We start from the raw sequence: 24,402 nt of genomic DNA, 5'->3' as shown, positions 1-24,402 counted from the left end.
GTTAGTATGATGAACCTTAAATGGATAAAGTGGTTAGTTAGTTACAAGCGCTCCTGGAGATGACACGGACATTGACGGCAAATTAGTCTCTTGCTAATTCTTTGATATATGGGGTAATTGCTGATACCATGGAGGCGGTGGTGGCAGAGCTAGAGCGGCAAGAGCGGCTGCAAATTATGCTGACGTCCGAAGAACTGGAAGCGCTCGAGAACTGGCGTTTCGAGCAACGCATGCCAAGCAGGGCGGCCGCTGTCCGCGAATTGCTGCGGAGGGGATTGTTAGCCGAAGGGAAGTTGTTGGCTCCTGGGTCGAAATCAGGCGCCTATGGGGTGCTTGACGCAGCGCCCGATGAAGATTCCTCGGCGGGATAAGTTCACCGTCCAGATATCATTCGCTCAAATGGCGAATGCCCCGCTAACAGGTACGGGCGAACTTGTGCACACCGCGCGGTCGTAGTTGAACGATCCGCTTGTGTGTACGACCTGCCGTAGATATCGCGCCAAGCGGCCAATTCGATCGCCATAGTCGTCCAAGGCCACGAAGGCGCGGTTCCCGTTGCAGCGCCGTTTGGCCGAAAGTTTCTTGCCGACGATCTCCTCGATGACGCAAGCGAGATCGGCGCGCCGACGAAGACGTTAGTCATGGTGTTGGTCCTGTTCGGTGGAACTTCTGGTGGACGAAAGAATTGAGCTGTCGGAGGGCATTCCTGGTGCAGGATTGGTTTTACGTTGTTGCGATCGCCGTCACAGTGGTAGGCATTTTCGCTGCGCTAACCGTAGCGGTATGAATCCGACGCCAGATTTCTTGGGCCACCTGAACAGGGGTTGTCCACTCAGCGCTAAACGGCAGGATACGCCGATGAGGGACAAGGGGCGGTGGAGAAGCGATCTGATCTTGATTGCCTTCATCCTGGGGGTAATAGGACTCGCGTTTTTTGCTCGGCTCTGCGTCCAGTAGTGCCGCTTCGGCCTTGGCGTCGAGCAAAGGGCAGCGTATGGTCATGGCGTTAGAACCAAATGCCTCTGGCACTCCTCGCCCGGTCACGAGCCCCTTCGGTGGCCGGCCTTTTCTCTTTTGCGACGTTTCGACCGTTGCCAATCGCTACGCATGCCGCTTATAGTATGCGCGTCTGTATGAGCATGCCGGCATCCCCTCGAGCCCGGCCGACAGCCTCCCCAATGCCCTTCGGTCGGGCGGTTCGGTTATTCCAAAAGGCGTTGCCCCCGATCAAACTGTCCTAGTGAGGCCTTGCTGTGAGGGATCAACGGTCTGGCCGCCATATTGAGCGGGGGCGGCGAGCGCTAGTATCGGGGGAACGTTATGCCAATGCCGCTATTCTGGACTGTCTATTCGGCGCTCGTCGCCATCAGCGTCTTTATGATGACGGCGGCTTTCACCGCCTACATCTAAAAGAGCATGACGCAACGCGCTGAAGCGGGCCGCGGTTGGCCCTTCAGTGGAATTGATCGCTGCCCGATTGCGGGGCTACCTTCCCGCCGTCGTCGCATGGAACTTGGCACCCGGCCGCCAGCCTCCAGTTTAGCGGCCGGGCCTTTCGTCTTGCACTACCCAAACGGGGATGCGCATCCCCCTCGTGATCGCGATAGTGGTTCGTCTTGCAGCGCTGGCAGGTACAGGTCCCTGTGAGGGCTTGCTGCGGATCCCGCTAGAGTCCACACCAGCGGGGCTCGGCGTAGAGCTTGCGGTACTTCTGGGCTTCGGGAGATCGTGGGCGAGGATGCCGCCCGCAACGCGATGAACTGGTGGCTTGCGGGGCATCTGCGTTTATATTGGGGTAACCATGCCCACTCCTTACCCGTGGATCCACGTAGAAGCGGCGCTCGTGAACGGCCAACGGCGGGCACTATCGGACATGCATCATCTTCCAATGCCAATCGCCTTCGTCATTTGCTTGGCGGTGGGATGTGTTTTCGCGTCCCTTGCCTCAGGCGGGGTCGAGCGCGCGGTAACAGCTGATGAAGGAAGCGCTGTTGATTTCCGCCGAGAACTGACCCGGGATTGGGCGGTTTTTCCATTGAGAAGTGACCCATGTTTGAACCCACCCCTGCTGGTTGATCGCAGGGGATTTTGGAGTGATAGACATGGCGTTACTGAGCGTTATCCGACGCTGGCATCTGCGTGACGGGCATTCGATCCGGGAGATTGCGCGGCGCACGGGACTGTCGCGGAACACGATCTGCAAATACCTGCGATCTGATGAGGTGGAGCCCCGCTTCCAGGTGCCGGATCGGCCGAGCAAGCTTGATGCCTATGCCGAGCGGCTGTCGGCGTGGCTGAGGACGGAGGCGAACAGGCCGCGTAAGCAGAAGCGCACGATCAAGCAGTTGCATGCCGACCTGATGAGCCTTGGCTATGAGGGCTCATATGGTCGTGTGGCCGCCTTTGCGCGGGCCTGGAAGGAAGAGCGCCAACGTCAGATGCAAACGAGCGGGCGCGGCACCTTCGTGCCGTTGGCGTTCGAGCCCGGCGAAGCGTTCCAGTTCGACTGGTCGGAAGATTGGGCGGTCATCGGCGGCGAGCGCACCAAGCTGCAGGTGGCTCACTTCAAGCTCAGCTACAGTCGGGCCTTCATCGTGCGGGCCTATCCGCTGCAGACGCACGAGATGCTGTTCGACGCCCACAACCACGCCTTCCAGGTTCTGGGCGGCGTTCCCCGGCGCGGGATCTACGACAACATGCGCACGGCGGTCGACAGGATCGGCCGCGGCAAGGAGCGGCAGGTCAATGCCCGCTTCTCGGCCATGGCCAGCCATTATCTGTTCGAGACCGAGTTCTGCAATCCGGCCTCGGGCTGGGAGAAGGGGCAGGTCGAGAAGAACGTCGAGGATGCGCGTCACCGGCTAGGCCTCTGGTTGGGCGGACTTGCGGGCGACGGCGGAGGCAACAAAGCAACGCTTCGGTTCTCTTCGACGACACGCGGTATCACGCGCCAGGTTACATAAGTGGCTGCTGCAACGAGGAATAGGCGGATCACTGATGGCCTCCTTTCGAAATCAATGACCGCCGACCGAGATAGTTCCGACGGCCGCCTCGCGAGATGGGACGAAAAAGGTCGGGTAAGAGCCCCGGCTAGGTTCAGAGGGGATCAGCGCCGACCAATGGGAAGCGAATGATCGGCATTCAAACGAAGTACCGCCGTGCAGCAGGCCAAGGGTCGATCCCGCCGACCATAGCGGAGCTTGAGAAGGTCCGCGACCGCTTCATCTTCGTCGGATCCGCGTGGCAAAGCTATGCAGGTTTCGGCAAGCGCTCCCGCTGCAGCCGCTACACTATCACGGCCGATCGCCACCCTGATTTCCTTTCCCTTCGATACAAACAAAAAAGCCCGTCGGCATGACGGGCGACGGGCTTTTCCCAATGTATGGCGCTAGTTGGCGCCGCCGAGCTTCTTTGTAATCTCACAGAAGTCGTTGTGCAGCTTTTCAGAATCGTTGCTGCACTCCTTGGTTATGGTGTCACGGTCTTCCGGCTTCAGAGCCATCCAGGCCGCCTTGAAATCGTCACCCGACTTCATCGTCTTCATGTCCGGGTCCGTGTAAAACGCCCCCATCATTTCCTTGTTGTCCAACGCCGAAGTCGTGCCGCCGGCCGCGAACGCGGCGCCGGTCATAATCGTGAGCGAAAAGGCACCCATAAGGAGCTTCTTCATAGTGGTTCCTCCATCGTGGTTTGGTTTACGAGCAGAACCACAATGGGTCGACACGGCTCGAGTTCCGGTTGCTTCCTTTGAACCAACCTCTTCATCGCGCGTTTCAAGATAGGCGATCCCCGCCTTATGGAGAAAACCATGGACTGGAACCGCATCGAAGGAAACTGGAAGCAGCTCAAGGGCAAAGTGAAGGAGCAGTGGGGCAAACTCACCGACGACGATCTGGATCAAATTGCTGGCAAGCGCGACCAGCTTGAGGGCAAGATTCAGGAGCGGTACGGACTCGAGAAGGATCGGGTTAGCCAAGACATAGACGACTGGTACGGTCGGCAGAGCTGGTAATCCAAGTCAGAAACCCGTCCGGCCGCAGCCGAGCGGGTTTCACCTTGGCGACGCTCAAAAAAGAGGATCCTATCCGCGCGTGGTGCGTCCATCCCCAGCATCAAGAACACCATACGCACCTGACTTCGACCTTGGCGGTAGCAGCCTTCCTTTTTTCTGAACAAAACGCCGCTTGAGGTATCTGGGTGTACTCCCGCCAGCCTTCCCCAAACCGCAGGCTGGGGCAAGGCCCGCCCGCTGGACACCTCAGGCGGGCCTTTCGTACTCACGGGCCGGGCGTAAGCAGCAATTGCACCTCTTCGGCCGTCAGCGTGAGAGTGTAGCGGTAATGCGACCCGTCACCGTATAGGCCCGGTAAAAGAAGCAGGAGCGAGACGATCCCGTGTTTCCCTGGTTGCACCTGATCCGCTGTGACTGGACGGTCGAAAATGATCTTTACTTGGTCGTCGCGCTTTGCCGGCTGCACGGAAATTCGCATTTATGATCCCTCCGCCTGGAGAGGAACGCGGATTTCGCAGGAATGTTGCACCTGACTGAACCGCTGGGATTTTGACGGTCAATCCTTCCCAGAGTTTTCCCGCAATCTCCGAGCCTCCTCCGCCAGAACGGCCCGACTATTGCCCTGCTTCGCTATGAGGTTGCGCACTTGTTGAGGCGTGAGCCCGTTCTGTTGGGCGAAATGCTCGACCTCGTAGTCCTCCGCACCGGAGACGCGGTCCCGGTCCCGGAAGTCACGCTTGCTCTTGTCATCGACCATGGTTTTCCTCCCTACGCCAGCGCGGACATCAACGCCGGTTACGAGATTAAGTTGCGGGCGGGAACAAATCCCGGCCGTCGCCGTCTGGACTCGCCATGGGTTGGAGACGAGTTCTTTTCGACATGCGGCCGTCGAGACGACTCGTATCGGGTCGCTATCTTGCCGTCATCGCACGACCCGGCAAGTTAGAATCGAGCTCTTGGGCCTCACAAAGGCCGCCGGGGAAGCGCGCAAAGCCTTCCTAGCCAGCGAAAAGCGTGCCGCGGTTCGCCGAGCTCAACCGCAACAGTTTCGTCTAGTCCTGCACCCACGCTGGGGGCAGCCGCATGATGTCGGCCCAGGCATTGTCAACGGCGAGGCATATGAGGTGACGGTGAGCGGAACGCTTTAGAAGACTCCGCATTGTGGAGGGCGACCAAATTCGATGGGGAAGGAGCGATGCAGATTATCCGTACGGAAGTGATAGATGCAACCGCAGGAGACGGGAAGCCTGCTACCCGTGTCGTCTTTCGCGGGGAAGGCGGAGACAGTGTCGTGGTCGAGACCACTGGAGAGCAAGGTGACCGCGAGACCGCTATCGAAAAAGCCAAAGCCATTCTCCTCCAAACAGCGGTCTTCGGAGACCCGGACCGTGAAGCTAACAACGGCAACAGCCCGCTCGAGCCAACTGAGCGTCAGCGCCGTGGCGGCCAATGGTTCGTCTTCGAGTACCGGGACGGTGATTCCAGTAGACGTGTGCCGCCGTCGTTGCTCCCGGGCCTGGATGTCGCACGAGAGGAAGCTATCCGCTCGGCAGCAGATTTGCTCCCAGATCTACATGAGGCGCTCTCGCGTTCTGATTGGATGGTCCGGGTCTATGACGACCATGGCGCGCTGCTTTTTACAATCAGCAAGGGTGAAGCCGAGGCCGGGCAGCGAGACGCGCCCTCCTGACCAACGTCTCACGCAACGGCCGGCTGATCGGCGCGGCCAGCGCGCTCCTTGGCGTCTTTGCACAGCTCTCGAAACTTCTCGACTTCCGCTTCGGTCAGGTGTTCGATCCCGATAAAATCGTTCTTGCCGCTTCCGGACCTGATCAACTCATCGAGCTTCGCTTGAATTGCCGCGCCATCGCGGTTCTGAGTATTTTGGATCAGGAAAACCATCAGGAAGGTCACGATGGTAGTGCCAGTGTTGATCACGAGCTGCCACGTCTCGGAGAAACCGAATACCGGTCCCGAAGCCGCCCATATCACGACCGATACAACACATGCCGCAAAGGCCCAAGGCCGCCCGGTGGCGTGTGCGACGGCTTCCGCCATGCGGTTGAAAGTCTTTTCCATGTTCGACCCTATATGAAGAAAGACCCCGGCGACCGCCGAGGCCTGTGTACTTCAAAATACCCGACTAGGCTGCGTTTTCCATCGCGCGCTTATTGGCGCCGCCTTCGCCGAGGGCGTTGAGCGCCTCGTCAGTCGCGGATTCTTCTTCCAGCGTCGCTTTGAGCAGTTTTGCGGCGTCCTTCATGCCGAGCTGTTCTGCCCAGGCGACCAGCGTACCGTACCTAGCGATCTCGTAATGCTCCACCGCCTGCGCGGCGGCGATGAGACCAGCGTCGATCGCCGAGGAGCCGTCGTATTCTTCGAGGATTTCGGATCCTTCCTCGATGATGCCGTCGATTGCCGGGCACGTTTTGCCACGAGCGGCCTTGCCCATGGCATCGAAAATCTGTTCCAGCCGTTCGACCTGACCCTCGGTCTCTTCCCGATGCTTCTGGAATGCCGCCGACACTTCCTCGGATTCGGCTCCCTTCGCCATCTTCGGAAGGGCCTTCAGGATCTTCTTTTCGGCGTAGTAAATGTCCTTGATGCCATCGAGGAATAGGTCGTCCAACTTTTTGCTGGAAGCCTGTGTTTTCTTGGTGGTCGCCACAGCGCTCTCCTGAGGTTGTTCGCCTTCTTGAACGAAGGCACACCTCAACCTTGGCCGAACCATTAAGTTCCGGGTCGGCGCTCCCGTCGGGATGAAAATCATGCGCCCGTGAGGTGGCGTAATATGGACCGATAGCGAAATCCGATTCGAAGGCCGTTACTACCCTCACGCTCTTGGCCAGCGTGCAGGTATCCGTTCCGAATCCGCTGTTGCCTTGCATCCCGTGGCAGTACCGAGCGTTCCGCTTGCAAGACCGGATTTCTCCTAAGGTCCGGCCTCAAAAGCTGCGGAACCTGATGTCGTTCCGTGCGTATTCACGAACCATACCGGAGCAGCCATGCCTGACGAGAAGAAGCCAGCCGAATGCAGTGACGAAAGTCTCGTCGCGGCCGCCGAGCGTGCGCAGCTCGCCTACGTCAGCGACAGCGAGCCGGGCATCCGTAGGAAGGGCGCGCCAAAGCATTTCTGGTACGTCGGTCCGAAAGGCAACAAGCTGAAGGAAGGCACAACAGTCCAGCGCATACGTGCACTCGCCATCCCGCCAGCCTGGACGGAGGTTTGGATCTCGCCTGACGCGAACGGACATATCCAGGCTACGGGACGCGATCAAAAGGGCCGCAAGCAGTATCGGTACCACCAGGATTGGGCGGCCGAACGCGACGGCGAGAAATATTCCAGCATGATCGAATTCGCGGAGGCGCTGCCGCGCCTGCGAGTTCAGATCGACGACGACCTTAGACGTCACGGCTTGCCGTTCGAGCGCGTGGTCGCTTCCGTCGTCTGGCTTCTGGACAATACCATGATCCGGGTCGGCAACGCGGCCTATGCCCGCGACAACAAGAGCTTCGGGCTCACCACCCTGCGCGACCGCCACGTCGACATAACGGGTGCCCGCCTGCGTTTTTCCTTCAAGGGCAAGTCGGGCAAGGAATGGAAGCTGAAGCTTGTCGATCGCCGCATTGCGCGCGTGGTGCGAGGCGCTCAGGACATTCCCGGCCAGAAACTGTTCCAGTACATCGACGAGGACGGCGGGAGAAGGCCGGTGCGGTCACAGGATGTCAACGCATACATCCGCGAAGCGGCTGGCAACGGTTTCAGCGCTAAGCATTTCCGGACATGGGGCGGCACCATCCACGCCGCCTCGTTGTTGGCACAAACCGAAAGGCCCGAGAGCGGTACCGCACGGAAGAGAGTGCTCAACCGCGTCATCGACAAAGTAGCCGATCGGCTGGGCAACACGCGCACGGTCTGTCGCCAATGCTACGTGCACCCCGCGGTGCTGACGGCGTGGCTAGACGGAACGCTGCTTGTCGAAATGACCCACGCGAACAAAGGCAAGCGCCCCATCGCCCAATTGGACGATGAGGAAGCGCAGGTTCTTCGCTGGCTGAAAAGTCGCCGAATCTAGCGCAGCCGGGGTTGTCGGCGGCGGACGAGCCTCTTCGTCGCCGTTCCCTCGTCTTCGCGTACAGCAGCGGTGTCTCCTCAGCGGTCCGTGCCGCCTAACACTGGAGATCACCATCGGTCTCGGCGATAGCAGCACTTCTTTTGTGATAGCCGTAGCGGCTCCATAGTTGCTCGAGCTGAGGCAAATTTGTCGGCTATTCTCCGGTAGAATTTCAACCAGCGGAAAGCTTAGCAGACCCGCTTTCGAACATTTCAGGCGATGAGTCGAGGATATTCCTGAACCAGGATCGCGGCACGTATCGCTGCCTAGGGCTTCAGGTTAAGACGGATTGCCTCGACCTCCTTCCTGGTGCTCGTGTCAGGCAGGATGCTGGTCGCTCTTGGATTGGGCGCGGGCTTCTCCCCGGTATCGCGGGGTGGCTGTCCTTAGGGTCGGCGGTAGGTCGCGTCGGCCGATTTTCGGGTTTGGGCGTCGTCGGCATCGTGGAAACTCCCTTTCCTCCACAACAGACGGGAGAAGGAGCAGTTCCCTCCCCGTTCGAGGCAACCTCCATCAGCCACCCGCGATTCCCAAGAATGCCAACGCCAGGAACGTTGCGAAAAGGACAAAATGCGTCATGCCCTCGATCGCATTTGTCTCTCCGTCGTTCAGGTTGATCGCGGCGACGACCAGTGTAATGGCGGCCAGAACCGTTTGAACCGGGGTCATCGCCATGTTTATGGCTGGCCCCATACCAGAGCGGCAGCCTCGATCACGGGAACGGTGAGTATGACAGTCGAAAGGGACGCGCCCAGGGCGATGTTGATCACGACTTGCATCCGGTTTGACAGCGCCGCCCGCAAGGCAGTGAACATTTCCGGTGCCGCCGACATCGTCGCGACGATCAGGGCGGCAATGCCGAGCGGCGCGGAGATCGCCCGCAGGCCCGCGGACATGAAGCCCGACATCACCTCCGCCAGAAGGCCGACCAACACGATTTCGCCAATGAGGAAAAACAACGACGGCAGGAAGGGCTCGTCAGCGAGCTTCCTGTTGCTGGCGCGCTTCTTGTCCGGATAGCTGTAGTTGAAGAAGTAGCTATGCGCGCCGATCTGGTTTCGCAGGAACACCCAGTAAAGGACCACCATCGCCAGAATGGTGAAGACCGAATAGGCGTGCCATTGGGCGCTCGGCACGAATTCGGGCACCACCATCGAGATACCCATGGCGGTCATGATCATGGCGCCATAGGTCTTGCCTGAATCGTCATTGTACGGTTGTTCTCCGAACTTCCAGCCGCCCAACAATGCGGATAAGCCAAGGATTCCGTTGATATCGAGCATGACCGCGGAAAAGATCGTGTCCCGGGCCAACGTCGGAGATGACGCTTCGGTCATGATGATGAGAAGGATGACGACTTCCACGAGCACCGCCGATAGGGTCAGGATCATGGTGCCATACGGATCGCCGACCTTTGCTGCGAGTACTTCAGAGTGATGAGCGATACGCACCGAAACGGCAACAACCGCTACAATCAGCAGGACGGCCACAACTAGCGCCGCGATCGCGCCTTGTGTGAGAAGTTCGGCTTTGAAGACGAAGGCCAGAAAGCCCAGCACGATCACCGGAACAAGAACCGCTTCGCGTCTGACGGTCTCGTTTGGATCGCTCTCTGATTCCGCCATGCGTCTTTCCTGAGGGTTCGGGCGTTCCCTCCGTCCGATCGGTTCGCCCCGTCTGTCCTACGCCACAGGGGAACACCAGGACGGCTCCGCGTTTCCGCAGGCGCTGTGTACGGAGTGTCAGACGCGGTCAGATTCGAAGCGATGCCGCTTGCGCGTTCCCCGACTGGAAATGTGCGCAAGCGGCATTTGAAAATTTAGCGCAACAAGGCGATCAAAATGATAATCGGGATCGGAACGCCAAGTATCCAGAGGAGGATCGAACGCATTTCGTTTTCCTTTGCTGGGTGTGGATTTGACGTTCCATCTCAAGGCATGCGGTCGAACCACCTGGGGATCACCGTTCCTTCGTCGCGATGCCTGCCGCCCATGCCGGCGGCCCAGAATGCGGCGGCCGCGCTGATAGCCAACGAGGCAGCGGTGACGAAAGCTGCAATCACGGCAAAGCGTTTTGCCCGCTTCGCCTGCTGTTTGGCTTCTTCTGCGGCCTGCTGGGCACTAGTAACCATCGTGTCGACCCGCGCTTTGGCTTCGTCTGGAGGAACGTCTGTGCGTGCGGCGATGACCTGCGCCAGATAGGTTCGGTCGGCCTCGGGAATATCGCCTTGTGCGATACCGCGGGCGACGATCGCCATCACCTCGTTGCGTGCATCCACAGAGGTGCTTGCGTCCGGCCGTGTGGTCCGAAACGCAGTGTCGACAGCGCGAGAGAGAGGATTCACTCCTTGGGCGGCGTCGGCCATCTTTTCGACCGCCGCTTGCGCGGCGCCGCCTACAGCCGTTGCCGCGGTGCTTGCGGCTCCGCCCGCAGTCAGCGCCAGTATGGAAGCTCCGAGCAGCACGCCAACACCCCACACGACGAGACCATGTATGCCGTCTCGTACGTCGGATTCATGCTCGGTCGCGTCGTGGAGACGGCGCCGCATCCGCCCCGTGACGTATCCGCCCGCCATGAAACTCGAGACTTGAACCCAGACGAGCCAAAGCCCCAACGCGATAGCCAAGCCAACTGCCGACATGCCCGTGTTGTCGAAGGGCGACGTCAGCGACAGTCCGATAGCGGAACCGAAAGTGATGAGCACAAGCGAAATCGCCGAGGCCATCACCGCACCTGCAATAACTGCAGGCCAATCCATATAACTTCCGGAATCCGCATCGGCGGCGGCAACGATCGCAGTCTCTTCTTCCATGATGGTCATGATCTCATCCTTTGCACGGCGCCAAGCATTGCGGTTCGAAACGATGAATGCCGATCATAGGTTCAGCGCAGTCCGAGGAAGGACAGGATAAACATGATGATCACGATCAATCCCACGAGGTAGATGATGCCGTTCATGATGACGCCCCTTGTGCAAATTCGTCGCGAAGGAACGCCGCTCCCGGCCCTTGGTTCCGCAAGATGTACGCGAGGCGGCTGCGGAAAGGGGTCGCTCCACGTCGCGACCAGCCTTGGGAACCAACCGCCTTGGTCGACATTCAATCGACCGATCAACTACAGGAGGCGGGAATGGGGTTTTAAACTCTTCAATCGCGACGCCAAGAAAGAAAACATAAAAAGGAAAGCGCGCGACACGCGGACAAACGCAGGCGCTGCTCCGGCCATCGCCGCCCATTCGAAAGACGGCGGGTCGGGTGGCAAGACATCCGAAAGCCGGGCGGCGGCGCACAAAAAGGCCACCTTGGACAGGGACATGCCGCATGTTCCTTAATGCGGCTTCCCCATCCAGTCGGGCCGCATGCCAGCACAAGGGAGCAGGCTGGTCTGTAGTGCATTCCTGCTTTGGAGCAAGCCGGCGTGGTGCGCACGGCACGGGCCATATTCAATGAAACGGCACCTCGATCTTCGTACCGGACGCCCGGTCTGGTACGCGTACAGGACGCCGCAAGTCCCCACGGAAACGCTGGTCCGGGACTGCGAAGCCGATGTCGTCGTAGTCGGAATGGGCATTTCCGGCAGCATGATCGCCGAGGCGTTGTCAGCCGAAGGGCAATCGGTGATCGCGATCGACCGCCGTGGACTGTTGCGAGGCTCCACATCGGCGACTACAGCACTCGTTCAGTTCGAGATCGACCAGCCGATTACGAAACTTGCGCTGATTGCCGGAAAGGAAAAGGCCGAACGCGCCTGGATTCGCTCGCGGCTCGCCGTCGAAGGACTCAGGGCGAGAATTCAGGACATAGGCATCGAATGCGGCCTCGCGGAGCGTCGTTCGCTATATCTCGCTGGCAATGTGCTTCGTGGTTCGAGCCTTCAGTCGGAAGCCGATGCGCGTCGATCCGCGGGCCTCGACGCCACCTATCTTACGAGGTCGGAGTTGGGATCGCGCTACGGCATCGACCGCGAGAACGCTATTGAGTGCCATGGCAATCTAGCGCTTGATCCCCGCCGTCTGACCGCCGGCCTGTGGCGGGCCTGCCTGTCCCGCAAAGCGCGGGCTTTCGCCCCAGTGGAGGCTGTGTCCTTTTCTCATTCGGCCGACCATGTCGAGGTCGGAACGGCCGCCGGCCCGGTTATTCGAGCCGGGGTGTGCGTTCTGGCGACGGGCTACGAACTTGCAGTCGGCGTACCTGGCAACGGGCACAGGGTGATATCGACCTACGCCATAGCCACCAAGCCGCAGCCGACCAAGCTGTGGCCGACTCAAGCGTTCGTCTGGGAAGCCTCCGATCCCTATCTATACATACGAACCACCCACGACGGGCGCGTCATTTGCGGGGGCGAGGATGAAGAGTTCGAAGACGAGGCCCGCCGCGACGCCCTCATCTCCCGGAAGGCCGCCACTATCGCAGGGAAACTCAAGGCGCTGTTTCCGGCTCTCGACGCCACCCCGGACTACACATGGGCGGGTGCGTTCGGATCGACCGGGTCCGGTTTGCCGATTATCGCGACTGTTCCGGGGAAACCGCGCCTTTTCGCAGCCATGGGCTACGGTGGAAACGGTATCACTTGGTCACGCATAGCGGCGGAGCAGATCACGGCGGCGGTAACGGGCCGGGAGGATCGCGACACCGACCTCTTCGGGTTTCCACCATCGTCGCGACTCTGATGAGCGTCGTCCGCCCACATGAAAACCTCATCTTCCTTCGCGTCGGACACACATCCGCGCCAAAGGCCTTCCAGCCCGGAATAAACGCTCCCATGATTTCCAGAATCAAAAGCCCGCCCAAGGCGGTGATTGCCGGGCGGGCTTTGCTCAACTTGCCGGGAGGGAATCTGGCAAGGGAGCGAGCCCAAAACGACCAGCATCGATTTTCGTTCCACGCGGCGAAAGTTGGTCTGCTTGACCTTGGTCGACAACGGCGGGATCGGTGGCGGCGTCAATCGCTGATCTTTGCTTGACTCCCGCGCTTCACAAGCGGCCGGCGCTGAGCCATCGATACCGTTCAGACGCGAAGCAAACGTATCCCCAAACAGGCTCTCCGCATCGGAGCCGACACACGCTGGCTACGGGGTGCCATAGCCATGAGCGGGTTTGCGCGCCTGATATCAGGACAATTCGTGGAGCGGGACATATTCCATCCACGGTCCGGTCTTCCCCAAGTGAGCCGCTTCAGTGTCGCTGACGCCGAGGGAGGAAGGCCAAAGTTACAATTGATGAAATTCCTGCAATCAACGCGATGGCACCGAGCGGGCGCACAGCCGAGTCCTTCGTGCCGGAAATGTCCAAAGATATTTTTCCCGTCGCAATGGGCGTCAAATCGCGATGGTTTCTGAACCGGACGGCGACAGCGCGCGTGATCTCTGCACCGAACAGGAATATCGCGGAGGAATAGAATACCCATAGCAAGAGGACGATGAGGCTTCCTGCGGCGCCGTAGGACGAGGCTATCGCGCTGGTTCCCAGGTACCAACCGATCAGGGATTTGCCGACGGTGAAAAGAATCGCGGTGACGGCCGCGCCGAAGCGTACGTCGCGCCACGATAGCGCGCGATCCGGGAGAATCTTGAAGATCGCGCCGAAAAGCAGAGCGACCAGGACGAGCGAGACCAATGTGTTCGCGACCGACAGCAGAAATTCTCCGAAGGGCAGTCGGGATGTCATCATGCCGCCCAAGGCCGAGACCGCAGCGCTGGCAGCCAGCGAGACCAACAGCAGGAAGCCGAGCGATGCGACCAGCCCAAGGCTCGCTGCGCGGGTCCGCGCTAGGCTCAACAGGGACGTTCTTCGCGGTGGGACTTTCCACATGAGGTTGAGCGTGGATTGCATTTCTCCGAACACCCCGGATGCGCCGACGAGCAAGGTGACCACGGCGACGACGGAAGCCATAAATCCCTTGTGCCCGGACGCGTTCTCGACTGTCGTTTTCAAAAGATCGGATCCTTGAGGACCGAGCAGGCCCGTCAGTTGGGCAGATATCGCGATCTCGGCAGCGTCTCTTCCCGTGGCAAAGCTAGCGACGCCGAGCACAATCAGGAGGATGGAGCGAGTGATGTCGCGGCGTAAAAAGCCATAGACGCCGAATGACTGAGAGCGCCGTCGTCGAAAAATGCCGCAACCGCAGAACGGACAACGGTCCACAACTCCGCGCTCGCAATTTTCATCAACCTCTCCGGACGTTGGCTATCGCCATTAAGTTGCTCGACGAGAACTTGGTTCCGTGTCAACTCGCCGATCGCCCTCGTACACCAAGTCGGCGATGTCCGATGCCTTCGAGCTCCAAGGAGACACTATCGACGGACCGATTCTAGTGTTTGGTCCCGAGGCCCGGCTAGATTTGCCGTGTCACGTTCGAAGCGCTCCCGCGGCCGACACTACGGCACCAGGCGCGCCAAGGGCATTTCGATCGTCAGCGACAGCCCTTCCTCTCTCCAGTCCCTGGAGATGGAACCGTCAAGTCCCACCAGTACTGCTTTCTCGAGAGCGGTGCCAAAACCCTCCCGATCCCGGTCCTGATTGACTATCGCATGAGCAGCTGCCTGCTCCTCCCAGCAGACGCGTAAGGTCTCATCCCTCGTCACCGAAATTTCAACCGCCAACCGACCTTCTGGCGTAGAGAGCGCGCCGTATTTCGCCGCGTTGGTGGCCAATTCGTGAACCAGCAGGGCAAAAGACGTCAGCGCTTTCCCCGACAGCGCGGCATCCGAACCGGTGATGGTTATGCGCGGCGCCTGCTCGAACTCGTGCGGCGAAAGGATCGCTTCCAGCAAAGCCGCGACGGTCGTGGAAGATCCCGCGAGCTGGTTCTGTCGCAAATCCGGAAGAGTAAGGGCGTGGGCATCCGCCAAAGCCTTCAGCCGTGATCTCAGGTCGGCCGAGAGCTCTTCGACGCTGCGAGCGTTCTTCGCGCTGAGGGAGATCAGTCCGGACGTAAGGCTGAACAGATTCTTGATGCGGTGGTTGATCTCGCGCAGCAGCACGTCCTGCTGCGCCCTGGCATCCTTGTGCAAGGTCAGGTCATGCGTGAGCGTCAGCAGGAATTCGTCCTTGCGGCGGCCAGCTTCCTTGAGCGCTTCGGCTTGCGCTTCCAGCTCGTCCCGTTGCGCGGCGATCTGCTGGCGCTGGCGATAAAGCTGGAAGAACACGTCCGCCTTGCTCCGCAGAATGTCCGTCTCGATCGGCTTTTGGATGAAGTCCACCGCGCCGGCCTCGTAGCCGCGAAAACGCCGCTGGCCGTCGGCCGTTCCCGCCGTCACAAAAATGATCGGGATATGCCTGGTTCGTTCATTGCCGCGCATCAGTTCGGCCAGTTCGAAACCGTTGAGGCCGGGCATCTGCACGTCGACGAGTGCCAGAGCGACGTCGTGGCGAAGAAGAAGTTCAAGCGCTTCGTCTCCTGAACGCGCCTTCAGCAAAACAAGGTTCTCGCGACGCAACAAAGCTTCGAGGGAAAGGAGATTTTCCTCCAGATCGTCGACCAGAAGAAAGTGAACGGGTGGCATGATCGATCTCAAACCTTCTGCAAGTGCGCGGCGATTTCCGCGAGAGCCATCACTTGGGCCCCGGGACACAGACGGATTGCCGCTTCAGGCATTGCGCGTGCGAAAGCATGGTCCGGACGCTGAACCAGCGCCACGCCGCCCAGTTCGAGGACGGCCCGCATACCCTTCGCGCCGTCCTCGTTGGCCCCTGTGAGGACGATCGCGATCAGCGCCGGGCCGTAAGCATCGGCCGCGCTTTCGAACAGGACGTCTATCGAAGGCCGGGAGAAGAGCACAGGCTCGTCGCTTGAAAGCGACAGGCTTTTGTCCGGCTCGACAAGAAGATGATAGTCCGCCGGGGCGAAATATACCGTCCCTCCGACGATCGGCTCCTTGTCGTCCGCCTCCCGGACCTGAACCTTACATTTCGCCCTAAACAGCTCCGCCAGGACGCTTCGCCTGTCGGAAGGCACGTGTACGACCACCATGACGGGGAGCCTGAACTCCGTAGAAAGCGCGGGAAGGATGGCGGAAAGCGCTTCCAGCGCTCCCGCGGACGCACCGATCACCACTGCCTCGGCTTGAGCCGTCATCATGCGCCCCGCTTCTGATAGATTTTCTCTTCCCGAACGAACTCGTCGAAGGATCCGGCGTATTGCGAGAAGCGCAGACTCTCCTTGGCCCCAAGCCCCAAGAACCCCTTGCGGGCGAGAGAGTCCTTGAACAGGCCGACCGCACGGTCCTGCAGGTCCCGGTTAAAATAGATGAGGACGTTGCGACAGGATATCAGGTGCATTTCGGCAAAGACGGCGTCCGTCACCAGGCTGTGGTCGGAAAAAACCACGTTCCGACGCAGGCTCTTGTCGAAAGATACCCTGCCGTAGGCGGCCTGATAGTAGTCGGACAGAGACGACCTGCCGCCGGACTTGCGGTGGTTCTCCGTGAACAGCCGGACGCGGTCGAGCGCGAAGATCCCCCTCTCCGCGGCGTGCAGCGCCTCCTGATTTATGTCGGTGGCGTAGAAGATGGTTCGCTCTTCCAGTCCCTCCTCACGGAAAAGGATGACGAGCGAGTACAGCTCTTCGCCGCCGCTGCATCCGGCGATCCAGACCTTGAGCGAGGGATAGGTCTTCAGGTGCGGGACGACCTTTTCGCGCAAGGCGCAGAAATAGCTCGGATCGCGAAACATCTCGCTGACCTGAACCGTCAGGTAGCGCAGAAGCCGCGGCAGCATCTCCGGCTCGTGCATCACGCGTTCCTGCAATGCGGAGAAGTTCGCAAATCCCAGCTGCTCGCGCGCCTGACGCAGCCGCCGCTTGATCGATGCCATGGAATAGTTGCGGAAATCGTAGTGGTACGTGATGTAAAGCGCCTCCAGCAGAAGCCGGATCTCGATATCCTCGACCTTTTCGGCTGAATGGGTTTCCGTCACTTCGGCATCCAGACGCGTACGAGGGACAGCAGTTTCTCGACGTCGAGCGGCTTGGCCATGTAGTCGTTTGCGCCGGCGTCGATGCATCGCTTCTGGTCGTCGGGCATCGCCTTGGCGGTCAGGGCGATGATCGGCAGTTTCTTCCAATCGGGGTTTTTGCGGATTTCGCTCGTAGCCGTCAGCCCGTCCATCACGGGCATCATCACGTCCATGAGGACAAGCTCGATGGCTGCCTCAGGGTTGCTTCGAGCCTTCTCGAGAGCGTTCAGGGCTTCTTTCCCGTTGCGGGCGATCTCGACGATCGCGCCCCGCGGCTCTAGAATGTTGGTCAGGGCGTAGACGTTGCGGACGTCGTCTTCGACAACCAGAATGCGTCGTCCCTCCAGCAGCGCGTCCCTGTGCCGTGCCTTGCGGATCATCCTCTGCTGTTCGTCGGGCAGTTCGGATATCACCTGGTGGAGGAACAGGCTGACTTCGTCGAGGAGCCGCTCGGGCGATTTCGCCCCCTTGATGATGATCGATTTCGAATACCGACGCAGGCGCTGCTCGTCGTCAAGGGCAAGCTCCCGGCCCGTATAGACGATCACGGGCGGAAAAGAGTAGGCGCTTTCCTGACTGAGCGTCTCGAGCAACGAATAGCCCGACGCGTCCGGCAGGGACAGGTCGAGCACCATGCAGTCGAACGTTTCCCCCTGGAGCAGCTCGAGGCACTCCGCGGCGGTGCCGGCGGTTACTGTTTCGACGTCGTGGGACGACAGCAGTTTCGCAACTGCCTCTCGCTGCACTTGGTCGTCCTCGACGATGAGGACCCGGTGCATGCGCTGCGACAGCCGGGCCTCCAGCTTCTGCAAGACATCGACCAGCTGTTCGCGCTTGACCGGCTTGATCTCGTATCCGACAGCGCCCAGCGAAAACGCCGTCTCGGCATGGTCGTCGGCGGAGACGACATGAATAGGAATATGACGTGTCTTGACATCGCGCTTCAGTCGGTCGAGCACTGAAAGCCCCGACTCGTCAGGCAGGCCGACATCGAGAACGATCGCACTAGGCATGAATGCCTTGGCAAGGTCCAAAGCCTCTTCCGCCGTCGCGGCAACCAGGGACCGGAAACCCATTTCGCGCGACAGATCGCGAAGGATGGCCGCGAAAGTGTCGTCATCCTCGACAACGAGCAGAATGCGTCTTTCGTCTGGGGGCGAGCCTCGGTCGTCATCCAGCTTGTGGGAAGGCATGATCGGTGCAACGCGCGGCTGTTCTCCGTGCGAGGTCTCCCCGACCATCCCAGAGGCTTGAAACTCACGCGACGGAATCTTGGATGGGTCGTAAACCGCGGGGACGAGGACGGTGAACGTGCTGCCCCGGCCCGGCTGGCTTACCAGGTCGATCGTGCCGCCCAGAAGTCGGACGAGCTGCCGTGAGATCGAGAGGCCCAGTCCGGTGCCGCCGTATCTGCGGCTGATCGTGCCGTCGGCCTGGTGGAACGCCTCGAAGACCAGTAGCTGCTGTTCCTTGGCGATGCCGACGCCCGTGTCGGACACCGCGAAGGCGATCCGGCCGTCGGCGCCTCGGCCGATCGACAGTTTCACCTCTCCGGCTTCAGTGAACTTGAAGGCGTTCGACAACAGGTTCTTGAGAACCTGTTCGAGGCGTTGGGGGTCCGTTTCGATAGTCGGCGGAGTTTCCTTCGAGACGTCTATCCGGAATTCCAACGCCCTGTCGGCGGCGACAGGCTGAAAGAGCTGCCTGAGATTGTCGGCCAGCCGCTCGACCGCGACCGGCTCCGGCCGGATCTCGACGTGGCCGGCCTCAATCTTGGAAAGGTCGAGAATGTCGTTGATCAGGTTCAGCAGGTCGTTGCCGGAGGACTGAATCGTCTGCGCGTATTTGACCTGCTCGGCGGTGAGGTTGTCGTCGGGGTTGTCGGCAAGGAGCTTAGCGAGAATGAGGGACGAATTGAGCGGCGTTCGAAGCTCGTGCGACATGTTCGCTAGGAAGTCCGACTTATAACGGCTGGCCTGTTCAAGCTCGCGCGCCTTCAGCTGAACCGAGGCGTTCACCCGCTCCAGATGGTCGCGTTGTGTTTCCAGCTGCTGCGCCTGCTCCTCGAGCTGCGAGTTCGTCTGCTCCAATTCGACCTGCTGCTGCTCAAGCCGGGCCTGCGAATCTTTGAGCGCCCGACCCTGTTCTTCCAGTTCCTCATTGGAGACGCGCAGTTCTTCGCTCTGCGTCTGCAGCTCCTCGGACTGGCGTTGCGTTTCCTCAAGCAGGTTCTGGAGCTCATCCCGATACTTGGCCGACCGGACCGCAAGGCCGATGGCTCCGGACGCAGCCTCTAGCAGCGCGTTCACTCTCTCGTCGGCGGGACGAAGGAAACCGAGTTCGACGACCGAGTTGACGGTGTCGTCGACGCCTGCTGGAAGAAGTGCCAGATGCCGCGGTCTGTCATGCCCCAGAGCCGAACCGAAGGCGAGATAGCCTTCCGGAACCTCGCCGACGAGGATGGAACGACGCTCCGCCGCGGCTTGCCCCAGGAGACCCTCCCTGAGCTTGAACTTCGTGAGAACATTCGCGCCTTCGGGAACGCCATAGGTCGCCGTGCGCCGAAAGACCTCTCCGTCGCCGACGAAAAGCGCTCCCGCCACGCCGCCCGCGTAACCCGCCAGGAATTCGAGTATGCTGTTGCCGAGCCGTTCGACAGGCTGGTCGCCCATCATGGCTGTTGCCAAGCCAACCTGGCCCGACTGCAGCCACTCCTCGCGACGACGCCCCAGCGTCGCCCGGCGCATCAGCAACGCGATAGCGCCCGTCAGCAGAATGCCGAGCAGCCCGGAAAGGAAACTGGTAGCGAGGGCGGTCTTCTGGGAGCTGTCCATGTCGGCAAGCCGCTGAGCCCGAAGCCGCTCGACCTCGTCCGCCATCGCGGAGAGCTGGCTGCGAATCGCGTCCATCTCCGCCTTGCCGCGATCCGAATTGACGATCGCCAACGCAGGCTCGAGCCCCTGACTGCGTCGAACGTCTATCGTTTCCTTGAGTTCGGCGAGCTTGGCTTCCACATGCATGCGTAGCTGGGCCACCCTTGCCTGCTGCGTCGGACTATCCAAGGTGAGCTGTTGAATTTCGTCGAGCTTTGGCGGAATGGCCCGAAGGGCGGCCTCGTAGGGGTCTAGATATCGTTCGTCGTTCGTGAGCAGAAAGCCGCGTTGTCCCGTTTCGGCGTCCTGCGCCATCGACAGCAGTTCATCGAGAGCGACGATCACGTCGTGCGAATAGGTGATGCTTTGGTTTCCCTCGCGCAGCGTCTGCAGATTGAAATAGGCGACCGCGCCGCTGATCAGGAAAAAAACCAGAGCAGCCGCCAGACCCAACGCGACTGGCGGGTCCAGGCCGAGGGTCCGTTTGGAGAAATCGGTCGAGCGGACGGACATCATAGGCTACTCGCTACAAACGAAGTTAAAGGCCGAAAAACTGACGGCAGGCGGTAGGGCGCTGTCGTTGTGACAGACTGGCACGAGGATGCCTAGGGCGTTGCGTCGGCTCGCTCATCCAGAGAACCTTCTGCACGCGCCGCAAAAGTTCCTCGGCCCCTGATGGCACATCTCGTCTCGCTCGGGTCCGTTTTGCTCGCGAAGGACTATTCGGATACGGGAGCGTGGACAATTTGCGGGCTAAGCTTTTGCCGGATCATGGCGGCTACCGTTTCGGGCAGATAGGGCTTGGTGAGGAACGGCACGTCGTCGGAAAGCTCGCCGCTCTCCGCCACCTGTTGGCCAGAGGTGACGATGACGAAAATCCCAGGCCAGGTTTTCTTGATTCGCCGCGCCAGGCCAATTCCGTCCAGGGTGCCGGGCATTTGAATGTCGGTGAAGACGGCGAAGATGTCGGGACGGGAGCCTAGCACTTCCAATGCCTCGTCGGCATTGCTGGCCTCGTAGACCATGAACCCGGCGTCGGTCAGGAAATCGACTGCGAATATCCGCAGCAGCGGCTCGTCGTCCACGACGAGGATTGCGATAGTTTGTTCGTTCAAAATAAAGTCCCCCTTAACCGCCATGAACGCCCGCACGGATTGTTGGTTCCAAACAATCTTAAGCCGCCGAGAGATTTTAGCTCGCCCGGAAACAAGAAAGACAAGACGCTCGAAATTCGCAAATTCGTTGTTATCCGAGGTCGACCCTACTTCCGATATTGCCATGCCGAAGTCGATGGTGGCGCGAACCTGCGCTGCAGGAGACGTATAGCGCGGGCTCGCCTGAGGACGGAACAAAGCGCACGTGTTTCCGTTTGCGCCTGATGGACGAGTTTGAACCGGCTGTTTCTCCCGATTTGCTGCCGTTTGTGCGAGCTTTGAGCAAAAGAGATCGATTGTCGGTGGCGGAAATCACGCTGCTGAACTCACTTCCATTCCGGAAAGTCGCCTTCGTTCCAGGTGCGGAAATCATCGCTGAGGATTCGCGGCCAGGGGAAAGCTGCATGGTCATGCGCGGGTTCGCGGCGCGTAGCCACTATTTGCGAAACGGAGGTCGCCAGATCACCGCGCTGCATGTGCCAGGGGACTTTGTCGATCTCCACGCCTATCTTCTCAAGGTCATGGATCACGGTGTCGCAGCGATCAATTCCTGTGAAGTCGGGTTCACTTCATACGATTCGATCCGCCGCGCCACCGAACAGAGTCCCCATCTCGGCCGTCTTTTTTGGCTCTCGACGGTGATCGACGGCGCGGTCCAAAGAGCTTGGATAACCTGTATGGGGCGCCTGTCGACTAAACAGCGGATCGCCCATTTCCTCTGCGAACTGTATCTCCGACTGGAGGCTGCGGGCATCGCGTCCGACAATCGATACGCGTTGCCGCTGACTCAGACGCAGCTTGGCGACCTCCTGGGCTTGTCCGTCGTGCACATCAACCGCAAACTGCAGGAACTTCGGTCGACCCGCCTTGTCGATTGGAAAGGCGGGATGGTCTTCATCAACGATTTCGACGCTCTCGCCGAGTTGGCCGAATTCGACCCGACCTATCTCAGCCTGCGCATCGAACCTCGCTGAGCTATCGGGCCGGGCCTCCCTCGAACCACTCGGACGTCAGGGTAAGCGTCGCCCGAAACACGACCCGGTCGCTTTCGTCGCGCACCTGAATACGGAAATCGTGGTTCGGGCCGTTCGGAAGCGCATCCCGCGCCATGTCCGGGAGAGCGTCGATCGCCCTTTCCTGTATCTCCGACCTCAAATCGCAATGAATCCCTTCTTCGTCGCGGGTCAAATCACTCTGATCGTAGGCATCGAAATAGTACCGGGGCATGAACACCTTCCGTCGATCATTTGCTCCGTAATGCCTCTCAAACAGGATTGTTCCAGTCTTCCCGACGTTGCAGTCCGTTGCCGGCGGGAGAGCTCGTATTCGGGCGGGGCGTCAATTCCGCTCTCGTCTTGCGCCGGCTGTACTCCGCCAAACTGTCCAAAAGTGCCGTTTCCTCGTCCACGCCGGCAGCGAATAGCGACATAACGGCCTTAGCGAGATCCTCGGCCTCCGCGCTGCCATTCACGAGTCCGTTTTCACGGCAGAACCTGTCGAACATTTCCCGCAGACGCTGCATGTCCTCAGGATAGGCTATCCCGCTCGGGGTATGACCCATTGCGGCTCCCTCCGTATCGGGGCGGAAGCGCGATAGTCGCTCACAGCCGACGGCGCCCTGACCCATTGCCGTCGATGTTCAAAGCATGACGCCTCCCGACGGACCTGTCCTTATCATTTGACAGGGCGTTTGAAATAGATTCAGCTCGATTGAGTTGACAGTCGCGGCTCGCTGACGTGGCTGGAAAACATCCTTCGGGCTCAGCCCCATCTTCATCTTCTGGCGAGTCGAGGGAGCGCGTGCCAACTTGCGCCGGGGCTCCGTTCCTGGGCATGGCGACGACGCACGCGGAACTCTTCCACTTCCGCCTCGGTCAGATGCGCGTTTCCGAGGAAATCCGCTTGTCAGCGTCGGACCTGATCAATTCATCGAGATTCGGCAAAGTCGTTCCGGTGATACCTGCCTCAGTAGCCGCCGATTACGGGAAGAATTTCGCCGGTGATATAGCTTGAGCACTGTGGCGAGGCGAGGAATACATATGCCGGAGCAATCTCCTCGGGTTGAGCCGGCCGCTTCATCGGCGTGTCGCCGCCGAATTTCGCGACATCCTGCGCTTCCTTGTCCGACGGGTTCAACGGTGTCCAGACTGGCCCCGGCGCCACGGCATTTACGCGGATGCCCTTGTCGATCAAGCTTCCCGACAGCGCGCGCGTGAAGGCATGGATACCGCCCTTCGTCATGGAATAGTCGACCAGGGCTTTGGAACCTTCGATGCCCGTAACGGAGCCAGTGTTGACGATGGCCGATCCAGGTTTCATGTGCGGCACGGCCTCCTGCGCCATGTGGAAATAGCCGTACAGATTGGTCTTCAGCGTCGTGTCGAAATGCTCTTCGGTGATGTCGCCGAAATCTTTGGCATGGTATTGGAAGGCGGAGTTGTTCACCAGCACGTCCAACCTGCCCAGTTTGTCGAGCGTCTCTTTCACAGCGCGGCGACAATGCGGGCGCTCGCTGACGTCCGCCTTGACGAGGATGCAGCGGCGGCCTTCCTTTTCGACCGCGGCCTTCGTGGTTTCGGCATCCTTGTCTTCCGCCAGGTAGACGACCGCGACATCGGCGCCTTCCCGGGCGAACAGCACAGCCACCGCACGCCCAATACCGGAATCGCCGCCGGTGACGATCGCTACCCTGCCGTCCAGCTTCTTGGAGCCGAGGTAGTACGGCGATTCGTAAAGCGGCGCGGGATCCACCTTGGTTTCGTGCCCCGGCTTCGCCTGGTGCTGCTCTGGAAACGGCGGCTCGGGATAACGGCGTGCACCCGCCTGCATCGCGCCTTTCGCCTTTCCCCGCGTCTTCGACTGGTCCTTGGCGTCTATTCCGCGCTGGATCGACTTCTGCTTGCGGGTTTCTTCTGCGGTTTCGGATTCGTGCTGCATGGCAGGCTAGCCTTCCGCTTTTCGTGTTCTTGCGATTTCGAGAAGCTTCTCCCGATCATGGCCGTGCTCGGCGATCAGTTCCCGCGCCTGCTTCGGCGACAAGTCGGTATTCTCCGTCAGAAACCGCACCTCGGGGTCATCGCCTCCGGGCGTTGGGAGCGTGTCCTTACCCATGCCGATCCTCCACGATTGTTTTGGGCTGCGACTGGCAACGGAGGAGCGAGGAATTCGTTCCGACCGGAACCTGGCGGCGGAGCATCGATCCCCGTAAGGATTGCGCCTATGCAGACACCTGCCTCGTCGGGATCGACGGCGAGTTTCGGCATCCGCGCACTCCCGAGATCGCGAGGTGACGGAG

24 protein-coding genes and 2 pseudogenes are annotated in these 24,402 nt (G+C 60.1%); 8 read left to right on the top strand and 18 right to left on the bottom strand.

The annotated features are described in order from the left end of the window. Nucleotides 1–140 precede the first annotated feature (140 nt). The 3 genes and pseudogenes from FZF13_RS00610 to FZF13_RS00600 all read left to right on the top strand — a co-directional run bounded on the left by FZF13_RS00610 (nt 141) and on the right by FZF13_RS00600 (nt 3,358). Entirely contained in the window at nt 141–371 is a 231-nt protein-coding gene (locus FZF13_RS00610) for a hypothetical protein (RefSeq protein WP_065996704.1), read from the top strand. Nucleotides 372–2,102: 1,731 nt separating this feature from the next. After that, nucleotides 2,103–2,864 (top strand): annotated as a pseudogene (gene istA / locus FZF13_RS00605) (IS21 family transposase); the annotation flags it as partial. A gap of 266 nt (nt 2,865–3,130) precedes the next feature. Further along, nucleotides 3,131–3,358, top strand: coding sequence for a hypothetical protein (locus FZF13_RS00600; protein ID WP_065996729.1), 228 nt, complete (start codon nt 3,131–3,133; stop codon nt 3,356–3,358). Nucleotides 3,359–3,388: 30 nt separating this feature from the next. Here the strand turns inward: FZF13_RS00600 and FZF13_RS00595 are convergent, their stop codons facing one another. Further along, nucleotides 3,389–3,670, bottom strand: coding sequence for a hypothetical protein (locus FZF13_RS00595; RefSeq protein ID WP_065996730.1), 282 nt, complete (start codon nt 3,668–3,670; stop codon nt 3,389–3,391). Nucleotides 3,671–3,808: 138 nt separating this feature from the next. Here FZF13_RS00595 and FZF13_RS00590 point away from each other — a divergent pair, with 138 nt between their 5' ends. Next, nucleotides 3,809–4,012, top strand: a complete 204-nt coding sequence (locus tag FZF13_RS00590; protein WP_065996731.1) for a CsbD family protein — start codon at nt 3,809–3,811, stop codon at nt 4,010–4,012. 265 nt (nt 4,013–4,277) lie between these two features. Here FZF13_RS00590 and FZF13_RS00585 read toward each other — a convergent pair whose 3' ends face one another. Both FZF13_RS00585 and FZF13_RS00580 read right to left on the bottom strand, forming a co-directional pair. Then, nucleotides 4,278–4,490, bottom strand: coding sequence for a hypothetical protein (locus tag FZF13_RS00585; RefSeq protein ID WP_065996732.1), 213 nt, complete (start codon nt 4,488–4,490; stop codon nt 4,278–4,280). A gap of 78 nt (nt 4,491–4,568) precedes the next feature. After that, nucleotides 4,569–4,769 (bottom strand): DUF3606 domain-containing protein, encoded by a 201-nt coding sequence (locus FZF13_RS00580; protein ID WP_065996733.1) that lies wholly within the window; start codon nt 4,767–4,769, stop codon nt 4,569–4,571. A 438-nt stretch (nt 4,770–5,207) separates the two neighbouring features. Here FZF13_RS00580 and FZF13_RS00575 point away from each other — a divergent pair, with 438 nt between their 5' ends. After that, nucleotides 5,208–5,702: a DUF6894 family protein gene (locus tag FZF13_RS00575; RefSeq protein ID WP_065996734.1), complete on the top strand. Its 495-nt coding sequence runs from the start codon at nt 5,208–5,210 to the stop codon at nt 5,700–5,702. Nucleotides 5,703–5,710: 8 nt separating this feature from the next. Here FZF13_RS00575 and FZF13_RS00570 read toward each other — a convergent pair whose 3' ends face one another. Both FZF13_RS00570 and FZF13_RS00565 read right to left on the bottom strand, forming a co-directional pair. Continuing rightward, nucleotides 5,711–6,091, bottom strand: a complete 381-nt coding sequence (locus FZF13_RS00570; protein ID WP_065996735.1) for a low affinity iron permease family protein — start codon at nt 6,089–6,091, stop codon at nt 5,711–5,713. Between the two features lie 64 nt (nt 6,092–6,155). Then, nucleotides 6,156–6,680 (bottom strand): YciE/YciF ferroxidase family protein, encoded by a 525-nt coding sequence (locus FZF13_RS00565; RefSeq protein ID WP_065996736.1) that lies wholly within the window; start codon nt 6,678–6,680, stop codon nt 6,156–6,158. 337 nt (nt 6,681–7,017) lie between these two features. Here FZF13_RS00565 and FZF13_RS00560 point away from each other — a divergent pair, with 337 nt between their 5' ends. Beyond that, nucleotides 7,018–8,088, top strand: a complete 1,071-nt coding sequence (locus FZF13_RS00560) for a DNA topoisomerase IB (protein ID WP_065996737.1) — start codon at nt 7,018–7,020, stop codon at nt 8,086–8,088. A 552-nt stretch (nt 8,089–8,640) separates the two neighbouring features. Here FZF13_RS00560 and FZF13_RS29520 read toward each other — a convergent pair. From FZF13_RS29520 to FZF13_RS00550, 3 genes and pseudogenes are all read right to left on the bottom strand, one after another. After that, complete coding sequence (locus FZF13_RS29520) at nt 8,641–8,802, bottom strand: hypothetical protein (protein WP_395407129.1); 162 nt, start codon at nt 8,800–8,802, stop codon at nt 8,641–8,643. 331 nt (nt 8,803–9,133) lie between these two features. Further along, a pseudogene (locus FZF13_RS29515) lies at nt 9,134–9,752 on the bottom strand (calcium:cation antiporter); the annotation flags it as partial. Between the two features lie 305 nt (nt 9,753–10,057). Next, nucleotides 10,058–10,948, bottom strand: a complete 891-nt coding sequence (locus tag FZF13_RS00550) for a hypothetical protein (RefSeq protein WP_083237617.1) — start codon at nt 10,946–10,948, stop codon at nt 10,058–10,060. A 624-nt stretch (nt 10,949–11,572) separates the two neighbouring features. On the opposite strand from FZF13_RS00550, the gene FZF13_RS00540 reads away from it, so the two are divergent. Then, entirely contained in the window at nt 11,573–12,796 is a 1,224-nt protein-coding gene (locus FZF13_RS00540) for an NAD(P)/FAD-dependent oxidoreductase (protein ID WP_065996738.1), read from the top strand. A gap of 504 nt (nt 12,797–13,300) precedes the next feature. Here the strand turns inward: FZF13_RS00540 and FZF13_RS00535 are convergent. From FZF13_RS00535 to FZF13_RS00510, 6 genes are all read right to left on the bottom strand, one after another. Then, nucleotides 13,301–14,269: a YihY/virulence factor BrkB family protein gene (locus FZF13_RS00535; protein ID WP_065996739.1), complete on the bottom strand. Its 969-nt coding sequence runs from the start codon at nt 14,267–14,269 to the stop codon at nt 13,301–13,303. Nucleotides 14,270–14,502: 233 nt separating this feature from the next. Further along, complete coding sequence (locus tag FZF13_RS00530; RefSeq protein ID WP_065996740.1) at nt 14,503–15,630, bottom strand: response regulator; 1,128 nt, start codon at nt 15,628–15,630, stop codon at nt 14,503–14,505. A gap of 8 nt (nt 15,631–15,638) precedes the next feature. Then, entirely contained in the window at nt 15,639–16,202 is a 564-nt protein-coding gene (locus FZF13_RS00525; RefSeq protein ID WP_065996947.1) for a chemotaxis protein CheB, read from the bottom strand. After that, the gene (locus FZF13_RS00520; RefSeq protein ID WP_065996741.1) at nt 16,202–17,041 is read right to left on the bottom strand and encodes a CheR family methyltransferase; all 840 of its coding nucleotides are present in this window, start codon (nt 17,039–17,041) and stop codon (nt 16,202–16,204) included. The genes FZF13_RS00525 and FZF13_RS00520 overlap by 1 nt, the downstream gene beginning before the upstream one ends. Continuing rightward, complete coding sequence (locus FZF13_RS00515; RefSeq protein WP_065996948.1) at nt 17,038–20,466, bottom strand: response regulator; 3,429 nt, start codon at nt 20,464–20,466, stop codon at nt 17,038–17,040. Before FZF13_RS00515 ends, FZF13_RS00520 begins: the two co-directional genes overlap by 4 nt. Before the next feature lie 206 nt (nt 20,467–20,672). Next, a complete protein-coding gene (locus FZF13_RS00510; RefSeq protein ID WP_245317411.1) occupies nt 20,673–21,305 on the bottom strand; it encodes a response regulator in 633 nt (210 codons plus the stop codon). A gap of 26 nt (nt 21,306–21,331) precedes the next feature. On the opposite strand from FZF13_RS00510, the gene FZF13_RS00505 reads away from it, so the two are divergent. Continuing rightward, nucleotides 21,332–22,081: a Crp/Fnr family transcriptional regulator gene (locus tag FZF13_RS00505; RefSeq protein ID WP_083237621.1), complete on the top strand. Its 750-nt coding sequence runs from the start codon at nt 21,332–21,334 to the stop codon at nt 22,079–22,081. A gap of 1 nt (nt 22,082) precedes the next feature. Here the strand turns inward: FZF13_RS00505 and FZF13_RS00500 are convergent, their stop codons facing one another. The 4 genes from FZF13_RS00500 to FZF13_RS28735 all read right to left on the bottom strand — a co-directional run bounded on the left by FZF13_RS00500 (nt 22,083) and on the right by FZF13_RS28735 (nt 24,218). Then, nucleotides 22,083–22,334, bottom strand: a complete 252-nt coding sequence (locus tag FZF13_RS00500) for a DUF6894 family protein (protein WP_065996742.1) — start codon at nt 22,332–22,334, stop codon at nt 22,083–22,085. Nucleotides 22,335–22,371: 37 nt separating this feature from the next. Next, nucleotides 22,372–22,668 (bottom strand): hypothetical protein, encoded by a 297-nt coding sequence (locus FZF13_RS00495; RefSeq protein ID WP_139116428.1) that lies wholly within the window; start codon nt 22,666–22,668, stop codon nt 22,372–22,374. Nucleotides 22,669–23,072: 404 nt separating this feature from the next. Beyond that, a complete protein-coding gene (locus FZF13_RS00490; protein WP_065996744.1) occupies nt 23,073–24,044 on the bottom strand; it encodes an SDR family oxidoreductase in 972 nt (323 codons plus the stop codon). Between the two features lie 6 nt (nt 24,045–24,050). Further along, nucleotides 24,051–24,218 carry a hypothetical protein gene (locus FZF13_RS28735; RefSeq protein ID WP_167523831.1) on the bottom strand — a complete coding sequence of 56 codons (168 nt, stop codon included), beginning with the start codon at nt 24,216–24,218 and terminating at the stop codon, nt 24,051–24,053. Between the last annotated feature and the right edge of the window lie 184 nt (nt 24,219–24,402).

This window comes from Mesorhizobium terrae, from assembly GCF_008727715.1.
Classification (GTDB): Bacteria; Pseudomonadota; Alphaproteobacteria; order Rhizobiales; family Rhizobiaceae; genus Mesorhizobium; species Mesorhizobium terrae.
This window is presented reverse-complemented; position numbering and strand designations above follow the sequence as displayed.

What these genes read in the sequence shown, in the direction of transcription:
- FZF13_RS00560 (WP_065996737.1), top strand. Translation starts at nt 7,018, where the DNA reads ATGCCTGACGAGAAGAAGCCAGCCGAATGCAGTGACGAAAGTCTCGTC.
- FZF13_RS00580 (WP_065996733.1), bottom strand. Translation starts at nt 4,769, where the DNA reads ATGGTCGATGACAAGAGCAAGCGTGACTTCCGGGACCGGGACCGCGTC.
- FZF13_RS00505 (WP_083237621.1), top strand. Translation starts at nt 21,332, where the DNA reads ATGGACGAGTTTGAACCGGCTGTTTCTCCCGATTTGCTGCCGTTTGTG.
- FZF13_RS00585 (WP_065996732.1), bottom strand. Translation starts at nt 4,490, where the DNA reads ATGCGAATTTCCGTGCAGCCGGCAAAGCGCGACGACCAAGTAAAGATC.
- FZF13_RS00525 (WP_065996947.1), bottom strand. Translation starts at nt 16,202, where the DNA reads ATGACGGCTCAAGCCGAGGCAGTGGTGATCGGTGCGTCCGCGGGAGCG.
- FZF13_RS29520 (WP_395407129.1), bottom strand. Translation starts at nt 8,802, where the DNA reads ATGGCGATGACCCCGGTTCAAACGGTTCTGGCCGCCATTACACTGGTC.
- FZF13_RS00540 (WP_065996738.1), top strand. Translation starts at nt 11,573, where the DNA reads ATGAAACGGCACCTCGATCTTCGTACCGGACGCCCGGTCTGGTACGCG.
- FZF13_RS00595 (WP_065996730.1), bottom strand. Translation starts at nt 3,670, where the DNA reads ATGAAGAAGCTCCTTATGGGTGCCTTTTCGCTCACGATTATGACCGGC.
- FZF13_RS00590 (WP_065996731.1), top strand. Translation starts at nt 3,809, where the DNA reads ATGGACTGGAACCGCATCGAAGGAAACTGGAAGCAGCTCAAGGGCAAA.
- FZF13_RS00515 (WP_065996948.1), bottom strand. Translation starts at nt 20,466, where the DNA reads ATGTCCGTCCGCTCGACCGATTTCTCCAAACGGACCCTCGGCCTGGAC.
- FZF13_RS00495 (WP_139116428.1), bottom strand. Translation starts at nt 22,668, where the DNA reads ATGGGTCATACCCCGAGCGGGATAGCCTATCCTGAGGACATGCAGCGT.
- FZF13_RS28735 (WP_167523831.1), bottom strand. Translation starts at nt 24,218, where the DNA reads ATGGGTAAGGACACGCTCCCAACGCCCGGAGGCGATGACCCCGAGGTG.
- FZF13_RS00575 (WP_065996734.1), top strand. Translation starts at nt 5,208, where the DNA reads ATGCAGATTATCCGTACGGAAGTGATAGATGCAACCGCAGGAGACGGG.
- FZF13_RS00600 (WP_065996729.1), top strand. Translation starts at nt 3,131, where the DNA reads ATGATCGGCATTCAAACGAAGTACCGCCGTGCAGCAGGCCAAGGGTCG.
- FZF13_RS00490 (WP_065996744.1), bottom strand. Translation starts at nt 24,044, where the DNA reads ATGCAGCACGAATCCGAAACCGCAGAAGAAACCCGCAAGCAGAAGTCG.
- FZF13_RS00500 (WP_065996742.1), bottom strand. Translation starts at nt 22,334, where the DNA reads ATGCCCCGGTACTATTTCGATGCCTACGATCAGAGTGATTTGACCCGC.
- FZF13_RS00570 (WP_065996735.1), bottom strand. Translation starts at nt 6,091, where the DNA reads ATGGAAAAGACTTTCAACCGCATGGCGGAAGCCGTCGCACACGCCACC.
- FZF13_RS00530 (WP_065996740.1), bottom strand. Translation starts at nt 15,630, where the DNA reads ATGCCACCCGTTCACTTTCTTCTGGTCGACGATCTGGAGGAAAATCTC.
- FZF13_RS00550 (WP_083237617.1), bottom strand. Translation starts at nt 10,948, where the DNA reads ATGACCATCATGGAAGAAGAGACTGCGATCGTTGCCGCCGCCGATGCG.